The organism is Acinetobacter sp. TW_SC_4 (genome assembly GCF_054861205.1).
In genome coordinates, this window is sequence record NZ_CM142174.1 from 345858 (window position 1) to 368310 (window position 22453).

General features: G+C 44.4%; 16 protein-coding genes. 15 read left to right on the forward strand and 1 reads right to left on the reverse strand.

Going from position 1 to position 22453, the window contains the following annotated elements; all coding sequences use genetic code 11:
- Positions 1-10: 10 nt before the first annotated feature.
- From ftsL to ACWM1W_RS01635, 6 genes are read left to right on the forward strand one after another with little or no spacing between them, the layout of a single operon-like run.
- Entirely contained in the window at positions 11-343 is a 333-nt protein-coding gene (ftsL, locus tag ACWM1W_RS01610; RefSeq protein WP_004787146.1) for a cell division protein FtsL, read from the forward strand.
- 15 nt (positions 344-358) lie between these two features.
- Positions 359-2182 (forward strand): penicillin-binding protein PBP3, encoded by a 1824-nt coding sequence (gene ftsI, locus ACWM1W_RS01615; RefSeq protein ID WP_375725950.1) that lies wholly within the window; start codon positions 359-361, stop codon positions 2180-2182.
- Positions 2183-2193: 11 nt separating this feature from the next.
- Positions 2194-3690, forward strand: a complete 1497-nt coding sequence (locus ACWM1W_RS01620) for a UDP-N-acetylmuramoyl-L-alanyl-D-glutamate--2,6-diaminopimelate ligase (protein WP_375725951.1) — start codon at positions 2194-2196, stop codon at positions 3688-3690.
- An 8-nt stretch (positions 3691-3698) separates the two neighbouring features.
- Entirely contained in the window at positions 3699-5102 is a 1404-nt protein-coding gene (locus tag ACWM1W_RS01625) for a UDP-N-acetylmuramoyl-tripeptide--D-alanyl-D-alanine ligase (RefSeq protein WP_375725952.1), read from the forward strand.
- Positions 5103-6221 carry a phospho-N-acetylmuramoyl-pentapeptide-transferase gene (mraY, locus tag ACWM1W_RS01630; protein ID WP_375725953.1) on the forward strand — a complete coding sequence of 373 codons (1119 nt, stop codon included), beginning with the start codon at positions 5103-5105 and terminating at the stop codon, positions 6219-6221. It abuts the gene before it with no gap.
- 58 nt (positions 6222-6279) lie between these two features.
- Complete coding sequence (locus ACWM1W_RS01635; protein ID WP_375725954.1) at positions 6280-7083, forward strand: putative RNA methyltransferase; 804 nt, start codon at positions 6280-6282, stop codon at positions 7081-7083.
- A gap of 58 nt (positions 7084-7141) precedes the next feature.
- On the opposite strand, the gene ponA is transcribed toward ACWM1W_RS01635, so the two are convergent.
- Positions 7142-9670, reverse strand: coding sequence for a penicillin-binding protein PBP1a (gene ponA, locus ACWM1W_RS01640; protein WP_375725955.1), 2529 nt, complete (start codon positions 9668-9670; stop codon positions 7142-7144).
- Positions 9671-9836: 166 nt separating this feature from the next.
- On the opposite strand from ponA, the gene ACWM1W_RS01645 reads away from it, so the two are divergent.
- The 9 genes from ACWM1W_RS01645 (at position 9837) to gltB (ending at position 22429) form a co-directional block, all read left to right on the forward strand.
- On the forward strand, positions 9837-10895 hold the full coding sequence (locus ACWM1W_RS01645) for a pilus assembly protein PilM (protein WP_004787132.1): 1059 nt from the start codon (positions 9837-9839) through the stop codon (positions 10893-10895).
- Entirely contained in the window at positions 10895-11533 is a 639-nt protein-coding gene (locus ACWM1W_RS01650; RefSeq protein WP_005233586.1) for a PilN domain-containing protein, read from the forward strand. Before ACWM1W_RS01645 ends, ACWM1W_RS01650 begins: the two co-directional genes overlap by 1 nt.
- Complete coding sequence (locus ACWM1W_RS01655) at positions 11530-12246, forward strand: type IV pilus inner membrane component PilO (protein ID WP_005233587.1); 717 nt, start codon at positions 11530-11532, stop codon at positions 12244-12246. The genes ACWM1W_RS01650 and ACWM1W_RS01655 overlap by 4 nt, the downstream gene beginning before the upstream one ends.
- Entirely contained in the window at positions 12246-12773 is a 528-nt protein-coding gene (locus tag ACWM1W_RS01660) for a pilus assembly protein PilP (RefSeq protein ID WP_034169727.1), read from the forward strand. The genes ACWM1W_RS01655 and ACWM1W_RS01660 overlap by 1 nt, the downstream gene beginning before the upstream one ends.
- 16 nt (positions 12774-12789) lie before the next feature.
- The gene (gene pilQ / locus ACWM1W_RS01665; protein ID WP_375725956.1) at positions 12790-14958 is read left to right on the forward strand and encodes a type IV pilus secretin PilQ; all 2169 of its coding nucleotides are present in this window, start codon (positions 12790-12792) and stop codon (positions 14956-14958) included.
- A 36-nt stretch (positions 14959-14994) separates the two neighbouring features.
- On the forward strand, positions 14995-15531 hold the full coding sequence (gene aroK, locus ACWM1W_RS01670; RefSeq protein ID WP_375725957.1) for a shikimate kinase AroK: 537 nt from the start codon (positions 14995-14997) through the stop codon (positions 15529-15531).
- Positions 15532-15559: 28 nt separating this feature from the next.
- A complete protein-coding gene (aroB, locus tag ACWM1W_RS01675) occupies positions 15560-16639 on the forward strand; it encodes a 3-dehydroquinate synthase (RefSeq protein ID WP_375725958.1) in 1080 nt (359 codons plus the stop codon).
- 12 nt (positions 16640-16651) lie between these two features.
- On the forward strand, positions 16652-17503 hold the full coding sequence (locus ACWM1W_RS01680) for a hypothetical protein (RefSeq protein WP_375725959.1): 852 nt from the start codon (positions 16652-16654) through the stop codon (positions 17501-17503).
- 450 nt (positions 17504-17953) lie between these two features.
- On the forward strand, positions 17954-22429 hold the full coding sequence (gene gltB, locus ACWM1W_RS01685; protein ID WP_375725980.1) for a glutamate synthase large subunit: 4476 nt from the start codon (positions 17954-17956) through the stop codon (positions 22427-22429).
- The last annotated feature ends 24 nt before the right edge of the window (positions 22430-22453 follow it).

Sequence of the window (22453 nt, forward strand, 5' to 3'; positions counted from 1 at the left end):
TAGGCACATCATGAAAACTGAAGTGGTTGATAAAAAAACAGAAAAGTTATGGCTGAAAAAAGTCATTGTTTACCTCATATTAATGTTGATGGTCTTCATCAGTGCGGTATTTGTCGTCTTCCAGGTCTTTGAATACCGTCAGGATAATCGCAAATTGAGTACTTATCTGCGTGAACGGGATGACCTGAATGCAGAGTGGGGACGTTTGCTGATTGAACAGCAGACTTTCGGTGCGACCGCGCAGATTGGTACCCGTGCAGTGACCCAGTTAAGGATGTATTCACCTCCGATTTCACAGAGTGTCGTGATTTCCTTACCACAACCTTCAGATGAGAAAAAATAAGGCTAGCGCTCGAACATGGTAGACAAGAGAAAGAAGCAACCGGTACGTAAAAAGCAGTCCGTCACCGAGAAAAATGCCTTAAATGTTTATATCAACCGTTTTTACATCATGTGGGCCGTGGTGCTGCTGTGTTTTGTGACACTGATCGGCCGAGCTTTCTATGTGCAGATTATCAATAAAGACTTTCTGCAAAATAAAGCCAATGCCAATATTCTGCGAACCAATACCATCAAGGCCATGCGTGGCGTAATTTATGATCGTAATGGTATTCCGCTGGCGATCAGTACGCCGATTATGAAAATCGTGATTGACCCACGTGACTATTTTGATAATAAAAAACTCTATGATGAAACCATGCTGGCACTACAGAAAGAGCCGAATAGCCGTAAACTAAAACGCCAGCTCCCAGATAAAAACCTGAATCTGGATGAGCTGGCTGATGCAGTGGGCATGGAGCGTGCTGAATTGCGCAAAAAGATGGAAGAGCGTCCACGTTCACGTTATCTGATCCTGAAAAAAGAAGTGCCGCCACAACAGGCGGAACTGATCATGAAGCGTAATTTCCAAGGCGTTTATACCGAGAAAAACTATAAGCGCTATTATCCGCAGCCGCAGCCAAACTCCCAGATTATTGGTCTGACCAATAGTGAAGGAACTGGGATCGAAGGTCTGGAGATGCAGCTGAATACCCGTCTTGCCGGTCAGGATGGTGAACAGCAGATTATCCGTGACAAAAAAGGCAACCGGGTTAAAGAACCGGAAGTGATTAAAGAAGTAGAGCCGGGTGAAAATATTACCCTGAGTATCGACTCACGTTTACAGTACATTATGTACCGTGAACTCACTGCAGCGGGTGTCGCCAATAATGCCCGCTCCGCAACGGCGATTGCAGTCGATGTCAAAACTGGTGAAATTCTGGCAATGTCTTCTTGGCCTTCTTATAACCCGAATGACAAGAATGGCTTATTAAATAAAGACGCAATGCGTAACCGTGGTGCTGTCGATTCCTTCGAGCCGGGTTCAACCATGAAGCCGCTAACTGTGGCGATGGCTTTGGAGAGTGGGAAATATACAGCCAATTCGGTGATCAATACGAGTCCAGGTAGTATGCGGGTCGGAAACCACACCATCCGTGATACGCATAACTACGGTCAGTTGACACTGGGTGGCATTATCCAGAAATCATCAAACGTTGGTGTGGCCAAATTGGCTTTATCACTGCCGTATGAAACTTTACCGACTTTCTATAAACGTCTTGGTTTTGGTCAGCGTTCCGCAGTGAAATTTCCGGGCGAAAGTTCCGGTCTGATTCTGCCGCCAAGTAAATGGAATGTGTCTGAAGTAGCAACCATGGCGTATGGTTATGGTCTGAATGCGACTGTGCTGCAATTGGCTGATGCCTATGCCATGCTGGCGAACAAAGGTGTGAAAGTGCCTTTAAGTCTATATAAGTTAGAAGAACAGCCACAAGGCGAGCAGATGATTGATCCACAAATCGCAGAACAGGTTCTGCTGATGATGGAAACAGCAACTTTGCCTGGTGGTACAGCAACCCGTGCAACCGTACCTGGTTATCGTGTTGGAGGTAAAACGGGTACTGCACATAAATTGCGTGCCGACCGTAAAGGCTATTCAACTAGTGAATACCGTGCTTTATTTGCTGGTGTAGCACCCGTGAGTGATCCGCGTATTGCTATGGTGGTGGTCGTGGAAAATCCGCAAGGGTCTTATTATGGTGGTACGGTATCTGCACCTGTCTTTGCCCGTGTGATGCAGGAATCTTTACGCCTGCTAAATGTCCCGTTGGACAAACCTTTAGAATCTCCCAAAGTCCAGTAAATAGGTGATCAATGTCCATTACATTTCAAGATCTCTACGCCGTTCAAGAACCTGCTGAGTGGATGCGACAATCCTTTCAGGGTTTCGAACTGGACAGTCGCAAAGTTAAACTGGGGCAAATTTTTATTGCCCTGACCAGCTTCTCTCAACCTGAAAAAACCGCAGAATATGCCAAAAAAGCCCTGTCATTGGGTGCACTGGCCGTAATTTCAGAACAAGAGCTAGGTGTTACTCCAGCTTTAGTAGTACCCAATGTCCGTCACTTGATGGGCGAGTGGCAAAAGCGCTATCTGAAAGCGACTCAGCCGGTCAAGGCTGCCCGTATTCTGGCCGTAACTGGTACCAATGGTAAAACCACAATTTCCCGTCTGGTTGCTGAGTTGCTGATGCTGCAAGGCAAAGCTTGTGCAGTTATGGGGACTACAGGGAATGGTGTTTTGCCGAATCTGGAAGCCTCTTCTCATACCACACTGGATGCCCTGCAATTGCAAAATGCCTTGCATGCCTATGCACAGGCAGGCGCGGAATTTGCTTCAATTGAAGCGAGTTCGCATGGTCTGGAGCAGGGCCGTCTGAATGGTTGTGTGATTGAAATTGCGGCTTATAGCAATTTAAGTCGTGACCATCTCGACTATCACGGTACGCTGGAAGCTTATGCAGAAGCAAAATCGCGTTTATTCAGCTTTGAATCTCTGAAAGTTGCAGTCCTCAATATTGATGACGCACATGCAGAGGTGATGCTGAATACTGCAAAAGCCAATCCGAATCAGCCGAAAATTCTGACTTATTCTTTGTCGCAAGCAGCTGATTATCAGGTTCAGGATATCCAGTACAGTATTTCCGGTGCTGAATTTAAATTGATCACTGCACAAGATACATTTACTGTGCATAGTCCTTTGCTGGGTCATTTTAATATCGAAAATCTGGTTGCCAGCCTGGTTGTGGCAGAGCAAGCCGGTTTTGCATTAGCCGATTTAATCGCAACTGTGCCCGAGCTGAAAGGTGCCCCAGGCCGTATGCAGGTCATTCGTGATGATGAGCGTTTATTTGTTGTGGATTATGCACATACTCCAGATGCCCTCACTCAGGTCTTGCTTACGCTGAAGCGCCATGTCAGTCAAAAACTCTGGGTTGCTTTTGGTTGTGGCGGTGACCGTGATCGTGGCAAACGCCCGTTGATGACCCAAGCGGCCCTCGAAGGTGCTGATATTGCAGTGCTGACTTCGGACAATCCACGTACTGAAGATCCAAACCAGATTTTCGCTGACATGAAGCAGGGTATCGATTTTTCAGGCAAAACCTATCATGAAACTCATGACCGTCGTGAAGCAATCCGCTTTGTAGTCGACCAGGCACAGCCAGGTGACATTGTGGTGATTGCCGGTAAGGGACACGAAAATTATCAGGAGATTGATGGGGTGCGACATTGGTTTGATGATGTGGTCGAGGTACAGGCCGCGATTGATGCCCAGCATCACAACCGTGATTTAGCATTTCCAGCGCATTAGGATTTTACATGCATACTTCAACAACAAGTACCGTGCCTCTAGAGCCATGGACAATTGAACAGTTACAGCAAGCCACTCAGGGTTATTGGCTGAATGATAAAAAACCTGAAGGCCAGATTAAGCGGATTTTAACTGATTCCCGTCATGCCGAAGCAGGTGATGCTTTTCTGGCATTGAAAGGTGAGCGTTTTGATGCGCATGACTTTATCGCCCAAGTGGCTGAGAAGGGCTGTGGAATCGCGATTGTCAGCCAACCTGTTGACGCAGAGATTTGCCAGCTAGTAGTTGAAGATACTCGCCTGGCGCTGGGTCATCTTGGCGCATATCGTCGTCAGCAAAATCCACAGCTCAAAGTCATTGCTTTGACTGGCAGTAGCGGTAAAACCACGACCAAGGAAATGCTGGGCAGTATCCTGTCACGTCTGGCACCGACTTTAGTCACTCGCGGTAACCTGAATAATGATTTGGGTGTCCCAATGATGTTGCTGGAACTGCGTGCTGAACATCAGTATGCGGTGATGGAGCTGGGTGCGAGCCATCAGGGTGAAATTGATTACACTTCCAATCTGGTACAGCCGCATGTGGCCGGTATCATTAATATCGGTACTGCACACTTAGGGGAGTTTGGTGGCCGTGATGGGATTTGTCGCGCTAAATCTGAAATCTATTCACATATTTCTGAAACTTCGATTGTGCCTGCAGCGGATGATTATGCCGAGCAGATTCGTGCAGCCGTCAAAACCGAGAAGACTCTAAGTTTTGGTCAGGGCGGTGATGTCTATGCAACTGACGTAGAACTACATCCACAATCTGCGACTTTCACGTTAAATACACCACAAGGCACTATAACTTTAAATCTGCCATTTGCTGGTGAACACAATGTGCAGAACGCAACTGCAGCAGTGGCTTTCTCTTTGGCGATTGGTATTAGTCTGGATGATATCGTGGCTGGCCTTGAACAGGCTGTTGGTGCCAAAGGTCGTTTGAACTTTATTCCGCACAAAGATTTTTTATTTATTGATGATACCTACAATGCCAATCCAAGCTCGATGCGTGCAGCGGCTGAAGTTTTAGCGCAGCAGCAGGGTATTGGAGTGATGGTGACCGGTGATATCGGTGAACTGGGTTCATCTGCCGCGATCGAGCATTATAAACTTGGTCGGGATCTGGTATCGGTCAAAGGCATTAATTTTGTGGTGGCTGTGGGTGAATTTGCTCCAGCTGCACAAGAAGGTGCACGTAGTACGCAATATGGTAAGAAGATGCAGGCTTTCCTCAATCAGGAGCAGGCTTTACCATTTTTAATTGATTTGATTGAAACACATCATCCCCAGCCAATGTCTTTTCTATTTAAAGGGTCGCGTTTTACCCATATGGAAACATTAATGGCTGCATTGATGGAGAAACTCTAAATGCTGTTATGGCTATTTGACCAGCTGGCGGGCTTTGATAGCACGTTTAAGGTGGTTCGTTATTTAACTTTACGTGCTTTGCTCAGCGTTTTGACTGCTATGACTATCGGTTTGGTCTTGGGTCCGATCATGATTCGCAAATTGCAGGCACTAAAATATGGTCAGGCAGTAAGTTCGTTTGCTCCTGAGAATCATGCCAAGAAAATGGGCACACCGACCATGGGTGGGGTATTAATCCTGCTCTCGATCGGGATCTCCACCTTACTGTGGGCGGACCTGACGAATCCTTATGTCTGGATTGTGCTCTCGGTGATGGTGATTTTTGGTGCCGTTGGTTGGGCGGATGACTGGATTAAAATCCGTTATAAAGACAATGCCGGTTTACCTGCACGTAAGAAATTCTTCTGGACATCAGTGGGTTCTTTGGGTGCTGGTATTGCGCTGTATGTGATCGCCCAGCAGCAACCGAATCCGGTAGTGACTGCCAATATGCTGGATGTGTTAATTCCATTCTTTAAGGATCACACCATTCCATTGTCTGTGATTCCGCTGGGAATTGGCTTCATTATTTTCACTTACTTCGTGATTAATGGTGCATCCAATGCCGTAAACCTGACCGATGGTCTGGATGGTCTGGCAATTATGCCAATTGTCCTGGTTGCGGCAGGTTTAGGGGTATTTGCTTATTTGGCAGGCGATGTACGTTTCGCTAACTACTTACATATTCCTTATGTGAAATATTCTTCTGAACTGGTGGTGATCTGTGCTGCGATGATCGGTGCCGGTCTGGCATTCCTCTGGTATAACGCTCATCCAGCTCAAGTGTTTATGGGTGATGTGGGTGCGTTATCTTTAGGTGCAATGCTGGGTACGATTGCCGTGATGGTACGTCAGGAAATCGTGTTTGCGATTATGGCAGGTGTATTCCTGGTGGAAGCAATTTCAGTCTTCCTGCAAATCGGTTCATTAAGAATGCGTAATAAACGAGTATTCCTGATGGCACCTTTGCATCACCATTATGAAAAGAAAGGTTGGCGTGAAACTCAAGTCGTCATCCGTTTCTGGATTATTACGATTATGCTGGTAGTTTTGGGTCTAATGACCTTAAAATTACGCTAAGAAATGCATTTGAAAAAGTCGGCGCATGCCGGCTTTTTTGTTTTGGAGAAATTAAAAAATGAACCTACTGATGTGTCCTGTTTGTCGTGAGCAGTTGCGCTTAAATGAACGTACATGGCGCTGTGACAATCAGCATAGCTATGATGTGGCCAAGCAGGGTTATGTGAACCTGCATGTGGTGCAGCATAAACATAGTAAAAATCCGGGCGATACGCCTGAATCTGTGCAGGCACGCCGTGCATTTCTGAGTGCAGGCCATTATGCGCCTTTGCAACAGGCTGTGGTCAAGAAAATCCGTGAGCTGCGGATTGAAAATCTGCTCGATATTGGTTGTGGTGAAGGCTATTACACCAATGCCATGCAGGCTGAAGTCATGCAATGCGTCGGCGTAGATATTGCCAAAAGTGCAGTTCAGGTTGCAGCCAAATTGAATAAAGAAATTACCTGGGTGGTAGGAACAGGGGCGACCTTGCCGGTATTGGATCAATCCATTGATCTCTGTACCAGCTTATTTAGCCCGATTCCGAAACAGGAAATCTTGCGGGTATTAAAGGCAAAATCTTATTTGATGGTAGTGACACCTGCACCACAACATTTGTATGCCATGCGTGAAGCCTTATTTGAGGAAGTGAAAGTGCATGAACCACATAAATTTGTCGAGCAGTTACAGGATGCATTTAATTTAGTGAGTGAACAGGTGATTGATGCGCCAATGACTTTGGCACAAGCAGATTTAAAAAACCTGATTACCATGACTCCTTATGCTTATAAAGCCAAACCTGAACGCCGTTTGGTACTTGAGCAGCAGGATCAATTCGATTTAATGGCACAATTCCAGATTTATATATTTCAGAAGAAGTAAATCGGTTATTTAGAAATAAAAAATCCCTCAATAATGAGGGATTTTTTATTGATTCAGATTATTCAATTTCTTCAATCAAGTTTTCCAAAGGATCCACCACCCGATTTGGCTGTAGTGGCTGGTCTCTTGGTGCCACTCTTTCATCATCCGGTATGCGGATTTCCTGATCAGGTAAATCTTCAAAATCATTGCTTTGTCGCCGAGGTGCTACAACCGGGGCAGGGCGATACAGAGGCGTTGCTAAAGGTGGAGACGACGGATCATGCTGTTCCTGCTCACCTTGGACTACTTTATTACGGTTAATTGGTGCTTTAGCATTGCGATCCAGGCGAACCCAAGCTTCTGGTGTGCCTTTTAAGGCATTCCCCATAAAGTCCGTCCAGATTGGTAAGGCTGCCACGCCACCGTATTCACGGCGACCTAAAGTTTTTGGCTGATCAAAACCGACCCAGGCAACGGTGACCAGCTTGCCATTAAAACCTGCAAACCAGGCATCTTTGGCATCATTGGTGGTACCGGTTTTACCCCCAATATCACTACGACCAATTCTTAAAGCAGCACGCCCCGTACCATGTTGAATCACATCACGTAAAATATTCGCCATATCATAAGCAGAGCTAGATTTTAGAATACGTTCTGCCTGACGGTAATTACTGTCTTCAGCCGAGATTTTTGGTGTCTCTGGTTTTTGCGCTAGGGTCTTGTTATTGATTTCAATCGCCTCATCATCAGGAGTGAGTGCGCCTGTTGGTTGAGGGCTTTCTTCCTGAGTATTAATACACGAGATACAGGCATATTCAGGCTTAGCCTCAAAAATAGTCTTGCCATAGGCGTCTTCAATACGCGTAATAAAATGGGGCTGAATCCGATAACCGCCATTGGCGAACGTAGCATAACCAGTGGCCATTTGGATTGGTAAAACCTGAGGTGTACCTAGAGCAATGGTATAGTTCCGTGGAATCTGGTTATCCTGCAAGCCAAAATCCATAAATAATTGACGGGTACGCTCAATACCAACGGTTTGTAATAGGCGTACTGAAACCGTGTTACGTGACAGATATAAAGCACGACGTAAAGGAATCATTCCTAAATAACGGCCATCCGAATTACGTGGACTCCATTTACCAATGGTAATAGGCGCATCATTGACCATGGTATGCGGAGTCATACCACGTTCTAAAGCCAGAGCATAAACAAAAGGTTTAATGGTTGAACCCGGCTGACGCCAGCCTTGAGTCGCGCGGTTAAATTTGGATTGATAAAAATTATAACCACCGACAATGGCTTCAATCGCACCATTATTCGGGTTTAATGCAATTAATTGGCCCTGTACCTGAGGCGTTTGTACCAGTGCCCAGGAACTTTTATTCTCATTAGGTCTTAAACGAACAACATCTTTAACTTTAACAATCTGTGATGCTCTGCTTGGTGCAGCACCTACACTGTCTGCACTACGATAAGGACGAGCCCAAGACATGCCTGACCAAGGCACAGTTACGGTTGTACCATCCTGCATCAACGCTTCAAAGCTATTATTATTGACCTTGGTCACTTCAGCAGGGTAAGTGTTGGCATAGACACGGAAATTTTGCAGAGGCTGATCATGAGCCTCAGCACCTCGCCAGCCATGACGACGATCATAGGCCTCTAAACCATCCTGTACTGCCTGTTCAGCATAAGCCTGACGTTCACTGTGGATCGTCGTGTAGACTTTATAACCTGAATCTATGGCCTGTTCACCAAAATTTTCTACCAGTTCAGAGCGAACCATTTCACCGACGTAGGGGAATTTGTTACGCGTACTACGGTCAGGCATATCCAGGTTAATCGGTTCAGCAATGGCTTCCTGATATTGGCTTTGATTTAGATAACCCAGTTGCAGCATACGACCTAAAATCCAGTTACGGCGTTCCAGTGCACGTTTAGGATTGGCCACTGGATTGTAGCGAGAAGGTGCCTTAGGAAGACCGGCGATCATTGCCATTTGCGCAATCGAAAGCTCATCTAAACTTTTGTTGTAATAGATTTTGGCTGCTGCCGCGATGCCGTAAGCATTTTTTCCCAAGAAAATTTTATTGACATATAAAGTCAGAATTTCTTCTTTACTTAAATTCTGTTCTATTTTACGTGCCAGAAAAATTTCAGTTAGCTTACGCTTTAAAGTACGTTCGGGACTTAAATAGTAGTTTTTGGCGACCTGCATGGTAATGGTCGAACCACCAGTCTGTACATCAGAGCCAGTAATGGTTTCACTGACTGCACGTCCTAAACCTTTAAAGCTGATCCCGCTGTGTTCGAAGAAACTAGAATCTTCTGCAGCGAGGAAGGCGTGAATAAATTCTTTCGGAATCTGTTCATAATTCACAGGAACAGAAAGCTTGCCACCATACTCTGCAATGAGCTTATTATCTGAGCTAAAAACTTGTAAAGGCTTTAATAAAGGTGCCTTTTTAAGCGTAGACATTTCAGGCAAAGATGGGGCAATATAGAGATACATGCCATAGAAACCCATCGGAATTGAGATCAAAATAATGATAATGATCAAAAAAAATGGATGAACAAGGCCTGAACAAGATAGCTTTTTCATAACAAGTAAGTTTTAATAAGAGCTAATGGCAAACTAATTACCGGTCAGTATATCCTTTAGATATACATATTGTTAGATGAGTTATTGTATCTGTATAAAATTATAGGCCGGCACAGATTGGTGAGTTTGTTTTTATTGGGGATAAAAAAATAATAGGAATTGTATTGTGCGCAGGTTATATCGTAAGCCAAATAAGGGGTTAATAGGAGTCGATATTAGTTCGACTTCTGTTAAAGTTTTAGAGCTCTCTGTAAAGAACGGTCGGTACTGGGTAGAAAGTTATGCTTTGGTCCCACTACCAGAAAGTAGTGTCGTTGAAAAAAACATTTTAAATCCAGAAGCGGTGGGTGATGCGTTGGGGCGTGCGATTAATTTGGCCAATACCCAGTCCAGTCAGTCAGCCTTTGCGATTCCAACTTCTATGGTCATCACCAAGATCATCGAAATGGATGCCGATATGTCGGATGATGAACGTGAAGTTCAGATTCGTGAAGATGCTGAACAATATATTCCTTTCCCACTTGATGAAGCCAGCCTGGACTTTGAAGTTCTGCCAGACCGTTTAACCAATCCGAACCGGGTCAATGTCCTGTTGGTAGCGACCCGAATAGAAAATGTTGAAGCGCGTTCTGAAGTACTGCAAATTGCCAATCTTAATCCAAAAATTGCAGATGTCGAAAGTTTTGCATTAGAAAATGCATTCAAGGTGTTTTCGGATACCTTACCGATGGGGGTAAATACTGTCGGGATCCTGGATATTGGTCATAGTATGACGACCTTATCCGTCATGCAGAATAACAAGATCATTTATACCCGTGAGCAGGTTTTTGGTGGCAAACAGCTGACTCAGGAAATCCAGAACCGTTATGGATTGTCTTTTGAGGAAGCAGGTCGTGCTAAAAAAACCCGTGCCTTACCGGATGACTATGACATCGAAGTGCTGGAACCTTTCTTGGATGCTGTAGTCCAACAAGCAGCCCGTTCATTACAGTTCTTCTTCTCTTCATCTCAGTTTAACGAGATTGACCATATTTTATTGGCAGGGGGAAATGCCAATATTCCAGGTCTGGCAAAACTATTACAGCAAAAACTCGGCTACCGGGTCACGATTGCCAATCCATTCCTGCAAATGGGCTTTTCTCCTCAAATTGATATTAAAAAAATTGAAAATGACGCGTCCTCACTCATGGTTGCATGTGGTTTGGCATTGAGGAGTTTTGATTAATGGCAAAGATTAACTTACTCCCTTGGCGCGATGAGCTAAGAATTAAAAGAAATAATGAATTTGTAGCGATTTGCGCAGGGGCACTTTTTCTAGGATTGGCAGCAGCAGGTTCAACCTGGTTCTACTATGATCAAAAACTTCAGGATCAGGAACAGGCCAACCAGCTGGTGGTCAGTACTAACCAGAATCTGGATGTACAGCTGAAAGCATTAGATGGCTTACAAGACCAGCGTAATGCAATTGTTGAACGTATGAAGCTGATTCAGGGTTTACAGACTCAACGACCGATCGCAGTCCACCTGATTGATGAAATTGTACGGGTCACACCAAGCAATATGTACATTACCAAATTTCAGCGTACCGGCGATAAATTCACTATTGAAGGTAAGGCAGAAAGTCCGAATACAGTGGCTGAATTGCTACGTAATCTGGAGGCTTCTACCTGGTATCGTAATGCATTTATGAATGCTTTCCTGGTTGCTGAAGAACCAAAAGATAAAGCGCCATCATCAGTGATTCCTCGAGTGGAAGAATCTTATGGCAGCTTTACGGTCACGGTTGATCTGGATCAAATCGCTGAGCCAACACTTAAAGAAGGACAAACACCAGCCACAACTACAGCGGAGGCATCATCATGAGTAATGACGAATTCGATGAATTAAGCCAAGACGTAGTGGCTGTTCCTAGAAAAAAAATGACAGTTGAGAAATTCTTTCAACAATTCAATACACTAGATCCAAATAATTATGGCAGCTGGCCATTATCAGTCAAGATTACCTGCTGGATCTTTATTGTTATTCTGGTTTTTATGCTGGGGTATTTCGGATTTATTCGCGGCAAGATAGAAGCAATTTCACAAGCCAGTGCTCAAGAACAAAACCTGTTAAATGAATTCCGGGAAAAGGAATCCAAGCTGCGTAATTTACAGCAGTATCAGATTCAGTTGCAGGAGATGGAAGCACGTTTTAATCAGCAATTGGAACAATTGCCGAAAGAAACTGAAATTCCTGGCCTGGTTGAAGATATTAACCTGAGTGGGGTGAACTCTGGACTGAAATTCAAGAATATTCGCCTGGAACCTGAAATCAAGCAGGAATTCTTTATTGAGCAGCCGATCGCGATTGAAGCCACTGGGGATTATCATGCCTTTGGTTCTTTTGTGAGCAGTATTGCAGGGCTTTCGCGTATCGTTACACTGCATGATTTCACCATTACAGGGACTGAAAATAAAGAAAAGAAATCTGAAATTCCTGTCATTGATTATGTGGTAAAAGCGAAAACCTATCGTTATGTAGGTAATGCAGATGCTTCATCTACTCCGGCTACAACTGATACGCAGGGAGCTCAGTAATGAATATCATTAAAATTACTTCAGCTTTAACGCTTGGATTTTTATTGGTGGGTTGCGAATCAAGAATTGATGCAGTCAATCAGGAAATGGCCAATATTCGTAATCAACCGCCATTACCGATTGAGCCGGCACCAGATTTTATTCCGACAGAAATGTTTAATTATGCAGCTCATCAGCTAAAAAGTCCTTTCCTGCCGAGCTCTTTAGCAGCTGAATTGAAAATTATGGCGGGTAAGCGGGTTTATCCAAACTTGTCACGCCAATTACAGCCTTTAGAGAGTTATCCACTGGAAACTTTAAGCATGAAAGGCAGTATGCGGAATCAGGCGGGGCAGATTCTGGCTTTAATTCAAACGCCTGATGGGGAAATTGAACGGATACAACGTGGCAGCTATATGGGGCTTAATCATGGTCGTGTAACGAGAATTACGCCGACACAGATTGACTTGATTGAGATTATTCCAGATGGCCGTGAGGGATATGTGGAACGTCCACGAAGTCTGGTTTTGATTGGACCAGCGCCATAAGTTTTAAGGAATAAAAATGAATAAGAGTATTAAAGAATTTATTTTTGGGGATGCTAATACAATGAATCATGTGTTTCGTCAGTTTTCTATGGGGGCTGTCGCGATTGCTGTGATGCAAGCGGCCAGTGCGCAGGTTTCAATGACCAATGTGGTGCCAATGCAGATTCCTGGACAGGGAACTGAAATCCGAGTGATGTTTAACGGTCTACCACCTCAGCCTCAAGCTTATCAGCTTGAATCTCCATCACGTCTGATTCTGGATTTTAATGAGGCACAACAAAATCTAAAACAGTCTAGTATTCCAGTCGCGACTGCTGAAGCCAGTTCAGTCGATATTAGCTCGGATGCACAGCGTTCTCGCTTGACAGTGAATCTTGCTAATGCAGGAGCATTTACGACACGTGTGGAAGGCAATACCTTTATTTTAAAAATTAATTCTGCTACTCCAGTCGCTATTGCTCAGCCTGTCCAACAACAGGTCGCTCAGGGAATTACCAATATTGGTTTTCAGCGGGGTGCGCAAGGTGAAGGGCTGGTAGTAATTAATCTGGCAGGTCAGAACACACCAGTCGATGTACAGCAGCAGGGAACCAAAGTGATTGTACGGACCTTGGGCTCCAAGATTCCAGCACATTTGACCCGACGTTTAAATTTAAATGATTTTGCTACACCCGTTTCAACGGTAGATGCAGTCAACCAGAATGGATCAGGCGTGATTACCATTCAGTCTGCAGAAAGTTATGAATATATGGCTTTCCAGACGGATAATAAGCTGACCATTAGTTTGAAGCGTCCAGAAGTTAAAAATCCGCTGCGTCCTAAAGCAACACAACATTATACTGGTAAGAAAATTTCCCTAGATTTTCAGGATATTGAAGTTCGTCGAGTTCTACAGTTATTAGCTGATTTTACCGATATCAATATGGTTGCTGCAGATAGCGTACAAGGTAATATTACCTTACGCCTCAAAGAAGTGCCTTGGGATCAGGCTTTAGATATTGTATTAAAAACCAAAAATCTGGATAAACGCCGTAATGGTAATGTCATCTGGATTGCACCAGTTGCAGAGCTGATTAAGGCTGAAGAAGAAGAAGCTAAGGCTTTAAAACAAAGCGTTGCACTTGCACCAATTCAAACTGAATATATGCAGCTCAGTTATGCAAAGGCAGCTGATATTGAAAAGCTGATTACTCAAAATAAGAGTGCATCAGGATCAGGTAGTTCAAGCAATACAAGTAACAGTGATGATAGAGAAAGTTTATTAAGTTCACGTGGCTCTATCTCTATTGATGCTCGTACCAATACCATTATTGTGAATGATACTCAGCCTTTCATTGACAAAATCCGTAATATGGTGGATTTGCTTGATGTGCAAGTGAAGCAGGTAATGGTTGAGGCACGTATCGTTCGTGCAACCACTGACTTTACCAAAGAAATGGGTGTGAAGTGGGGGATTCTATCTCAAGGGATTACCAATAATAATCACCTTCTTGTGGGGGGGAGCGATACTACCCTATGGGATTTGAGAGATCCTCAAGAAAGTGATTTAGGCGGATTTACCTATGATATTCAACGCCCAGATAACCTGAATGTAGATTTAGGTGTCACTAGTCAGGGGGCTAGCCGTATTGCTTTTGGCTTAATTAGCCTTTCGGATTTTATGCTGGATCTTGAACTTTCTGCGCTTCAAGCAGACGGTTATGGTGAAGTGATTTCTACGCCAAAAGTGCTCACTGCTGACAAGCAAAAAGCAACCGTTGCCTCCGGTTCTCAAATTCCTTATCAGTCTTCAGAAGGTGGTGGTGCTAATGCAGTTTCAACTACTGAATTTATTGATGCAACTTTAAGTTTAGATGTAACACCGAGTATTACGCCAGATGGTAAGGTACAGATGGAATTGAATATTACCAGTGACTCGCCAGGAAACCCGACCCCAACTGGACAGTTAACCATTAATAAGAACCAGATCAATACTAATGTACTGGTTGATAATGGTGAAACAGTAGTACTTGGTGGTATTTTTGAGCAAGAAACTCGAAATGCACAAACTAAAGTTCCTTTCTTGGGCGATCTACCTTATTTAGGTCGTTTATTCCGTAAAGATGTAAAATCGGATAACAAACGTGAGTTACTGATTTTTGTTACACCTCGAATTGTTAATGACAGTGTTTCAAGAAATCATTAATATATTTTGAATTTAACAAAATGAATAGGTGACTCCTTGCCAAGCAAAGAGTTTGAAACCCTGCCAAATATCTATTTGGTAGGGCCGATGGGGGCCGGTAAAACAACAGTAGGACGACATTTAGCAGAACTGTTAGGACGAGAATTTCTGGACAGCGATCATGAAATTGAGCGGAAAACAGGGGCTACGATTCCCTGGATCTTTGAAAAAGAAGGTGAGAGGGGTTTTCGTCATCGTGAAACTGTTGTAATTGATGAGTTAACCTCACGTCCACAGCTGGTGCTTGCGACTGGTGGTGGTGCAATTACTCAGGCTCCTAATCGGGATTATTTAAAGCAGCGAGGCATCGTTGTTTATCTTTACACTCCAGTTGAAATTCAGCTTCAGCGAACCTATCGCGACAAAAACCGTCCCTTGTTACAAGTCGAAAATCCTGAACAGAAACTCAGAGATCTGCTTGCAGTACGGGATCCGTTGTACCGGGAAGTCGCACATTACATCATTGAGACCAATCAGGGAGCTGCACGAGATCTGGCGCAGCGTATTCTGAATCTCATCCTTCCAAAAAAATAAGTTCAGTTGAAAAAGTGGTTATCCCCTCATGAAAACCTTATATGTCGAACTCGGTGAACGCCGTTACCCCATTTTTATTGGCAGTAACTTGAATCCTCAGGAGTTGCTTGAGCCTTATATTCATGGCAAGCAGGTGATGATTGTCAGTAATGATACGGTGGCACCACTCTATCTGGATCGCTATAAGGCTGCATTAGAAAATTTGGGTAAAACTGTGGCGACCTGTATTTTGCCGGATGGTGAGAAATACAAAAATATTGAGCATCTAAACCTGATTTTTGATGCATTGCTTGAGGCAGGTTTTAACCGAGACTGTACAGTACTGGCACTCGGTGGCGGTGTTATTGGAGATATGGCTGGTTTTGCTTCTGCCTGTTTCCAGCGCGGAGTATATTTTATTCAGGTGCCAACAACGTTACTTTCTCAAGTGGATTCTAGTGTAGGAGGTAAAACCGGTATTAATCATCCACTGGGTAAAAACATGATTGGTGCTTTCCAGCAGCCACAAGTGGTGCTGGCAGATATGTCGCAGCTATCTACGCTGCCAGATCGTGAGCTATCTGCCGGTTTGGCTGAAGTGATTAAATATGCCTTGCTCGGTGATGAAGAATTTCTGGTCTGGTTAGAAGCCAATATGGAAGGTCTTATTGCTCGTGATGAGCAATTGCTGGCCGAAGCGGTTTATCGTTCTTGTGCGCATAAAGCTCGTATTGTAGCGAATGATGAAAAAGAGCAGGGTGAGCGTGCTTTACTTAATCTCGGTCATACTTTTGGTCATGCGATCGAGTCTTATCTGGGCTATGGTGAATGGCTACATGGTGAAGCTGTAGCAACCGGTATGGTAATGGCAGCAGATTTATCCCATCGCATGGGTTGGATTTCATTAGAAGACCTTGAGCGTACAAAAAAAATCATTTCTCGTGCGCAATTACCTATTGTTTGTCCTAAAATCCCACTTGACGATTTTCTAGCTTATATGGCTTACGACAAGAAAGTTTTAAATGGGCAGCTTCGTCTTGTATTATTGCAGCAACTTGGAAAAGCAGTCATTACTCGAGACTTTGATGTCGAGTTGATGCAACAGGCGATTTTAGCTCATCAGGCATAGGTTTAAATTTTTATGACAGCATTACGTACCCCTTGGCAAAAGATTCAGCATTATTTCTGGCTGGTCTGTGGTGTATGCTGTCTATTTGCTGCCTTGGTTTTTTGGGCTATCGCTGATACAGATGAAGTTGTAGAAGTAGAGAAGAAGCCGGAAACGGAAGTTGAATTACAGATTCAACCAGAAAAAGTAGCCTCTATGACCCATCTTGGTGCACTTTCTGATGAGGTTAAGCCTCTTGATCTCAATACTCGAATTGTTGTCAATGTTAGTCATGAGCCTGAATTCCGTGGAACCAAATATATTGGTGAAGTAAAGAAACAGCATGCGATTGAGCTATTTCGTGTAGGTAATGAAGCCATTCTAAAAACCTTCCTGAAAAAGCAACAGGATCGTAAGCCTTTTGTTTATTTAAGGCTTTCGGGTGAGAACCAGCCTGAACAATATGTATTGTTATATGGTCTGTATAAAACCGCAGCAGAAGCTCAACAGGCTTTATCAGCGCTCAATCTGAATCTGCCTAAATCCGTCCAGCCTAAAGTTGTGGCCATGCAACAATATGCCAGTCTAGTCAACAGTATGGGTTCGGAAGAACTGGCAAGTAATCAAAAACTCTATGAAATTCAGTTGAAAAATGTACCTTTACCGAAAGTCGATGAATCCGTACAGATCAGACCGAAAGCTCAACCTTCAGCCCCTGTGGTCACCCCTAAAGAAAGCACCACGAGTACCACGATTGTTCGACGTGATCAGGAAGGTAATGTAGTGGATGTACAGAAATCTCAAAGTCATGTCGACGGAAGTCCGCGCTCATCAAATGGCAATTCTCGGCCTCAAGAAAACGAGATTAGTGATCCATTTAACTAGGCCGGTCTAAAATAGCGCACTGACACTTTATCTTTATTATAAATGTGCGCTTTTGGTGCAAAAAATACGCACCATAAATAATCATAATTTTCCTTTTGTAGGCTAAATCTTTGTCATTTGTGTTGTTTTGATTTTTGCTCTTTAAGTTGGCATGAAATTTGCTTTATTGGTGCATGAATTGAATTAATCTCCCTGTTTTGGCGCGAAAATGATTCGATGAATAGGCGTAATTGTCATATTTGTTGCTTATTTTTATCTTATCCATCAGCAAAATGAATGTTATTTTTCATGCATTCCGTCTGAAAAAGGATTATGTTGAAAAGATACTCAATGATATTTTGCTCTATAAAGCTGCTTAGCTTGCGGAGTAAATCAGACAGTCACGCACAGCAGAATTTAGATTGTTTAATAGCCTATCGGGCTTAGTGAAAAGAAGGGTACGCTATGCACATGCCATCGCCTAATAATGTAGCTCCCGCTCAAGGTTTATACCAACCGGATGAGTTTAAAGATAACTGTGGTTTCGGTTTGATCGCCCATATGCAGGGTGATGCCAGTCATGATCTGGTCAAGACCGCAATTCATAGTCTAAGTTGTATGACCCACCGTGGCGGTATTGCTGCTGATGGCAAGACCGGTGATGGTTGTGGTCTATTGCTGGCAATGCCTAAAGAATTCTTCCGTGAAGAGGCCAAACGCTTAAGTGACATTACCTTAAGTGAGATTTTTGCTGTGGGTACAGTATTCCTGAATCTGGATCCAGCATTAGCCGCACATGCAAAACAAGTCCTGACGAAAGAAATTGAAGAAGAAGGCTGTCGCGTTATCGCATGGCGTGTTGTACCGACGAATAATGAGGCGCTCGGTGAGATTGCAATGCAGTCTCTACCAGCTTTTGAACAGGTGATTGTTAACTGCCCAATCGGTGTGACTGAAGTTGAATTCAACCGTAAATTGTTCCTTGCACGTCGTCGTGCTGAACAGCAGTTAACTAGTGATCCATACTTCTATGTGACGACCTTATGCTCAACTGTAATCAGCTATAAAGGTCTGATGATGCCGGCAGCGATTGCCGACTTCTATACTGACCTGGCTGATGAGCGTCTGGCATCACATATCGTGGTCTTCCACCAACGTTTCTCTACCAATACATTGCCACGCTGGCCACTAGCTCAGCCATTCCGTTACTTGGCGCACAATGGTGAGATCAACACTATTACGGCTAACCGTAACTGGGCAATGGCGCGTACACCTAAATTTGAAAACCCGTTACTGCCAGGTTTGACTGAGCTGAATCCAATCGTAAACCGTACTGGTTCAGATTCATCTAGTCTGGATAACATGCTGGAAATTCTAGTGGGTGGTGGTATGGATCTGTTCCGTGCGCTACGTATGCTGGTTCCACCTGCTTGGCAGAACGTTGAAACGCTTGATGCTGATTTACGTGCATTCTATGAGTTCAACTCTAAACATATGGAAGCATGGGATGGTCCTGCAGGTTTAGTTATCCAAGACGGTCGTCATGCGATCTGTATGCTGGATCGTAACGGCTTGCGTCCGGCACGTTGGGTCATCACTAAAAATGGCTACATCACACTGGCTTCAGAAATCGGCGTATGGGGTTATGAACCTGAAGATGTCATTTCTAAAGGACGTGTAGGTCCAGGTCAAATGCTGGTGATCGATACTTATACCGGTAAAGTATTAGATACTCAGGATGTGAATAATCACCTGAAACGTATGCGTCCGTACCGTGAATGGTTACGTGAAAATGCTGTACGTCTACAAGGTAGCCCTGAGCTGGAAGAATATCTATGTGAGCGAGGCTTGAAAGGTGACAACCTGAAAGCGGCACAGAAAATGTTCATGGTGACTTTCGAGGAACGTGACCAGTTGCTGCGTCCAATCGCTGAAAGCGGTCAGGAAGCTGTGGGTTCTATGGGTGATGATACCCCGATGGCGGTTCTGTCACGTCAGGTGCGTCATGTATCAGACTATTTCCGTCAGCAGTTCGCACAGGTAACGAATCCGCCAATCGATCCATTACGTGAATCGATCGTGATGTCGCTGGAAACCTGTTTAGGTCGTGAACAAAATGTTTTCGAACAGGGTCCAGAACATGCAGACCGTCTGATTATTTCAAGTCCAGTCCTGTCTAATTCAAAAATGCATCAGATCCGCACGCTAGGCCGTACAGGTTATGAGATTGCAGATATTGATCTGAACTATGCTGAAACTGAAGGCCTGGAAGCTGCGATTGCTCGTATTTGCGAAGAATCAGCGCAAGCGATTCGTGACGGCAAAACTTTATTGGTACTTTCAGACAAGAAAATCCGTGAAGGTTTCTTGCCAGCCAATGCTGTGATGGTCACTGGTGCAGTACACCATCATCTGATCAATACTGGCCTGCGTACTGATGCGAACCTGATTGTTGAAACCGGTTTTGCACGTGATCCACATCAATTTGCCGTTTTGCTTGGCTTTGGTGCGACAGCAATTTATCCGTACTTGGCATATGATGTGATCAATGATCTGGTGGCTAAAGGTGAGTTGCTGGGTGATCCAGTCTATGCACAAAACAATTTCCGTAAGGGGATTGAAAAAGGCCTGCTGAAAGTCCTGTCTAAGATGGGTATTTCAACTGTGGCTTCTTACCGTGGCGGTCAGTTATTTGAAGCAGTCGGCCTATCTAATGAAGTTGTGAACAAATGCTTCGTAGGTGTTCCGAGCCGTATTCAGGGTGCAACTTTTGCTGACCTTGAAAATGACCAGAAGCAACTGGCAGATTTGGCCTGGAAAAACCGTAAGCCAATCGATCAGGGTGGTATGCTGAAATTCGTCTTCGGCAAGGAATACCATGCGTTTAACCCGGATGTGATTAACTCACTGCATAAAGCAGTACGTTCTGGTAATTATGCTGACTTTAAAGAATATGCAGAGCTGGTAAACAATCGTCCGATTGCAACCATTCGTGACTTATTCAAGCTGAAAACTGACAATTCAATTCCAGTGGATCAGGTTGAGTCTGTAGAAGATATCCTGCCTCGCTTTGACTCTGCGGGTATGTCTTTGGGTGCACTATCTCCTGAAGCACATGAAGCGATTGCGATTGCCATGAACACCATCGGTGGTCGTTCTAACTCTGGTGAGGGCGGTGAAGATCCAGCGCGTTATGGCACGATTCGTAACTCGAAAATTAAACAGATTGCATCCGGCCGTTTTGGTGTAACTCCTGCTTACTTAACATCAGCAGAAGTGCTGCAGATTAAAGTGGCTCAAGGTGCAAAACCGGGTGAAGGCGGTCAGTTACCTGGTGGTAAAGTGAATGGCTTGATTGCCCGTTTACGTTATTCAGTTCCGGGCGTGACTCTGATTTCACCACCACCACACCATGATATCTATTCAATCGAAGATTTATCTCAGTTGATCTTTGACTTGAAACAGGTCAATCCGCAAGCGATGGTATCGGTGAAACTGGTATCTGAACCGGGTGTGGGTACGATTGCAGCAGGTGTGGCAAAAGCTTATGCCGATTTTATTACCATTTCTGGTTATGATGGTGGTACAGCAGCATCTCCATTGTCTTCGATTCACCATGCGGGTTCTCCATGGGAATTAGGTTTAAGTGAAGCGCATCAAGCACTTCGTGTAAACGACCTGCGTGGCAAAGTACGCGTTCAAACTGATGGTGGTTTAAAAACTGGTCTAGACGTCGTAAAAGCAGCGATCTTGGGTGCAGAAAGCTTCGGCTTCGGTTCGACTCCAATGATTGCCTTAGGTTGTAAATATCTGCGTATCTGTCACTTGAATAACTGTGCGACCGGTGTTGCGACTCAGCAGGATCATCTGCGTCAAGAGCACTACATCGGCGAACCACAAATGCTGATCAACTTCTTCACTTTCATTGCTGAAGAAACTCGTGAATGGTTGGCGGCACTTGGTGTATCTAGCCTGAAAGACCTGATCGGTCGTACCGACTTGCTGGAAATCCTGCCAGGTGAAACTGACAAGCATGCTCACCTTGACCTGAGCAAACTGTTAGAGTCACATCCAGCAGCAGAAGGCAAAGCACAGTACTGTGAAGTACAGGGTAATGAACCATTCGATAAAGGTATTTTGGCTGAGAAAATGGTAGAGGAAATTCTGCCAGCAATCGAAGCAGGTACAGGCGGTGAATACAGCTTTACCGTAGGTAATTGTGACCGTTCGATTGGTGCACGTCTGTCAGGTGAAATTGCCAAACGTTATGGCAACCTGAGTATGGAAGCACATCCGGTTAAAGTAAATCTGACTGGTACAGCGGGTCAGTCACTCGGTGTCTGGAATGCGGGTGGTCTGCATCTCAAATTGGAAGGTGATGCGAACGACTACGTGGGTAAAGGTATGGCAGGTGGTCGTATCTCGATCTTCCCGCCAAAAGGTTCGCCATTCCAGACTCAAAATACTGCCATCATTGGTAATACCTGTCTGTATGGCGCGACTGGTGGTAAATTGTTTGCTGCAGGTACTGCAGGTGAGCGTTTTGCAGTTCGTAACTCAGGTGCCTTCGCCGTGATTGAGGGTGCAGGCGATCACTGCTGTGAATATATGACTGGCGGTATTGTGACTGTTCTAGGTAAAGTAGGTCATAACTTTGGTGCAGGTATGACCGGCGGTTTCGCTTATGTATTGGACCTGGACAATGATTTCGTAGATCATTACAACCATGAGTTGATTGAACTGAACCGTATCTCAACTGAAGCGATGGAAGAACATCAGACCTTCTTGCTTCGCATTTTAGATGAACATATTGCAGAAACAGGTAGTGCTTGGGCGTACAAGATCCGCCATGAGTTTGATTTCTATAGTCGTAAGTTCTGGCTGGTAAAACCAAAAGCAGCTAACTTGTTGACCTTGTTGAAAACAACTCAAGCTGATCCACAATAATTCCACTACTGCAGATATAGGCAG

Excerpts from the sequence above, each read along its gene's own strand:
- ftsL (WP_004787146.1), top strand. The coding sequence starts at position 11 with ATGAAAACTGAAGTGGTTGATAAAAAAACAGAAAAGTTATGGCTGAAA.
- ftsI (WP_375725950.1), top strand. The coding sequence starts at position 359 with ATGGTAGACAAGAGAAAGAAGCAACCGGTACGTAAAAAGCAGTCCGTC.
- ACWM1W_RS01620 (WP_375725951.1), top strand. The coding sequence starts at position 2,194 with ATGTCCATTACATTTCAAGATCTCTACGCCGTTCAAGAACCTGCTGAG.
- ACWM1W_RS01625 (WP_375725952.1), top strand. The coding sequence starts at position 3,699 with ATGCATACTTCAACAACAAGTACCGTGCCTCTAGAGCCATGGACAATT.
- mraY (WP_375725953.1), top strand. The coding sequence starts at position 5,103 with ATGCTGTTATGGCTATTTGACCAGCTGGCGGGCTTTGATAGCACGTTT.
- ACWM1W_RS01635 (WP_375725954.1), top strand. The coding sequence starts at position 6,280 with ATGAACCTACTGATGTGTCCTGTTTGTCGTGAGCAGTTGCGCTTAAAT.
- ponA (WP_375725955.1), bottom strand. The coding sequence starts at position 9,670 with ATGAAAAAGCTATCTTGTTCAGGCCTTGTTCATCCATTTTTTTTGATC.
- ACWM1W_RS01650 (WP_005233586.1), top strand. The coding sequence starts at position 10,895 with ATGGCAAAGATTAACTTACTCCCTTGGCGCGATGAGCTAAGAATTAAA.
- ACWM1W_RS01655 (WP_005233587.1), top strand. The coding sequence starts at position 11,530 with ATGAGTAATGACGAATTCGATGAATTAAGCCAAGACGTAGTGGCTGTT.
- ACWM1W_RS01660 (WP_034169727.1), top strand. The coding sequence starts at position 12,246 with ATGAATATCATTAAAATTACTTCAGCTTTAACGCTTGGATTTTTATTG.
- pilQ (WP_375725956.1), top strand. The coding sequence starts at position 12,790 with ATGAATAAGAGTATTAAAGAATTTATTTTTGGGGATGCTAATACAATG.
- aroB (WP_375725958.1), top strand. The coding sequence starts at position 15,560 with ATGAAAACCTTATATGTCGAACTCGGTGAACGCCGTTACCCCATTTTT.
- ACWM1W_RS01680 (WP_375725959.1), top strand. The coding sequence starts at position 16,652 with ATGACAGCATTACGTACCCCTTGGCAAAAGATTCAGCATTATTTCTGG.
- gltB (WP_375725980.1), top strand. The coding sequence starts at position 17,954 with ATGCCATCGCCTAATAATGTAGCTCCCGCTCAAGGTTTATACCAACCG.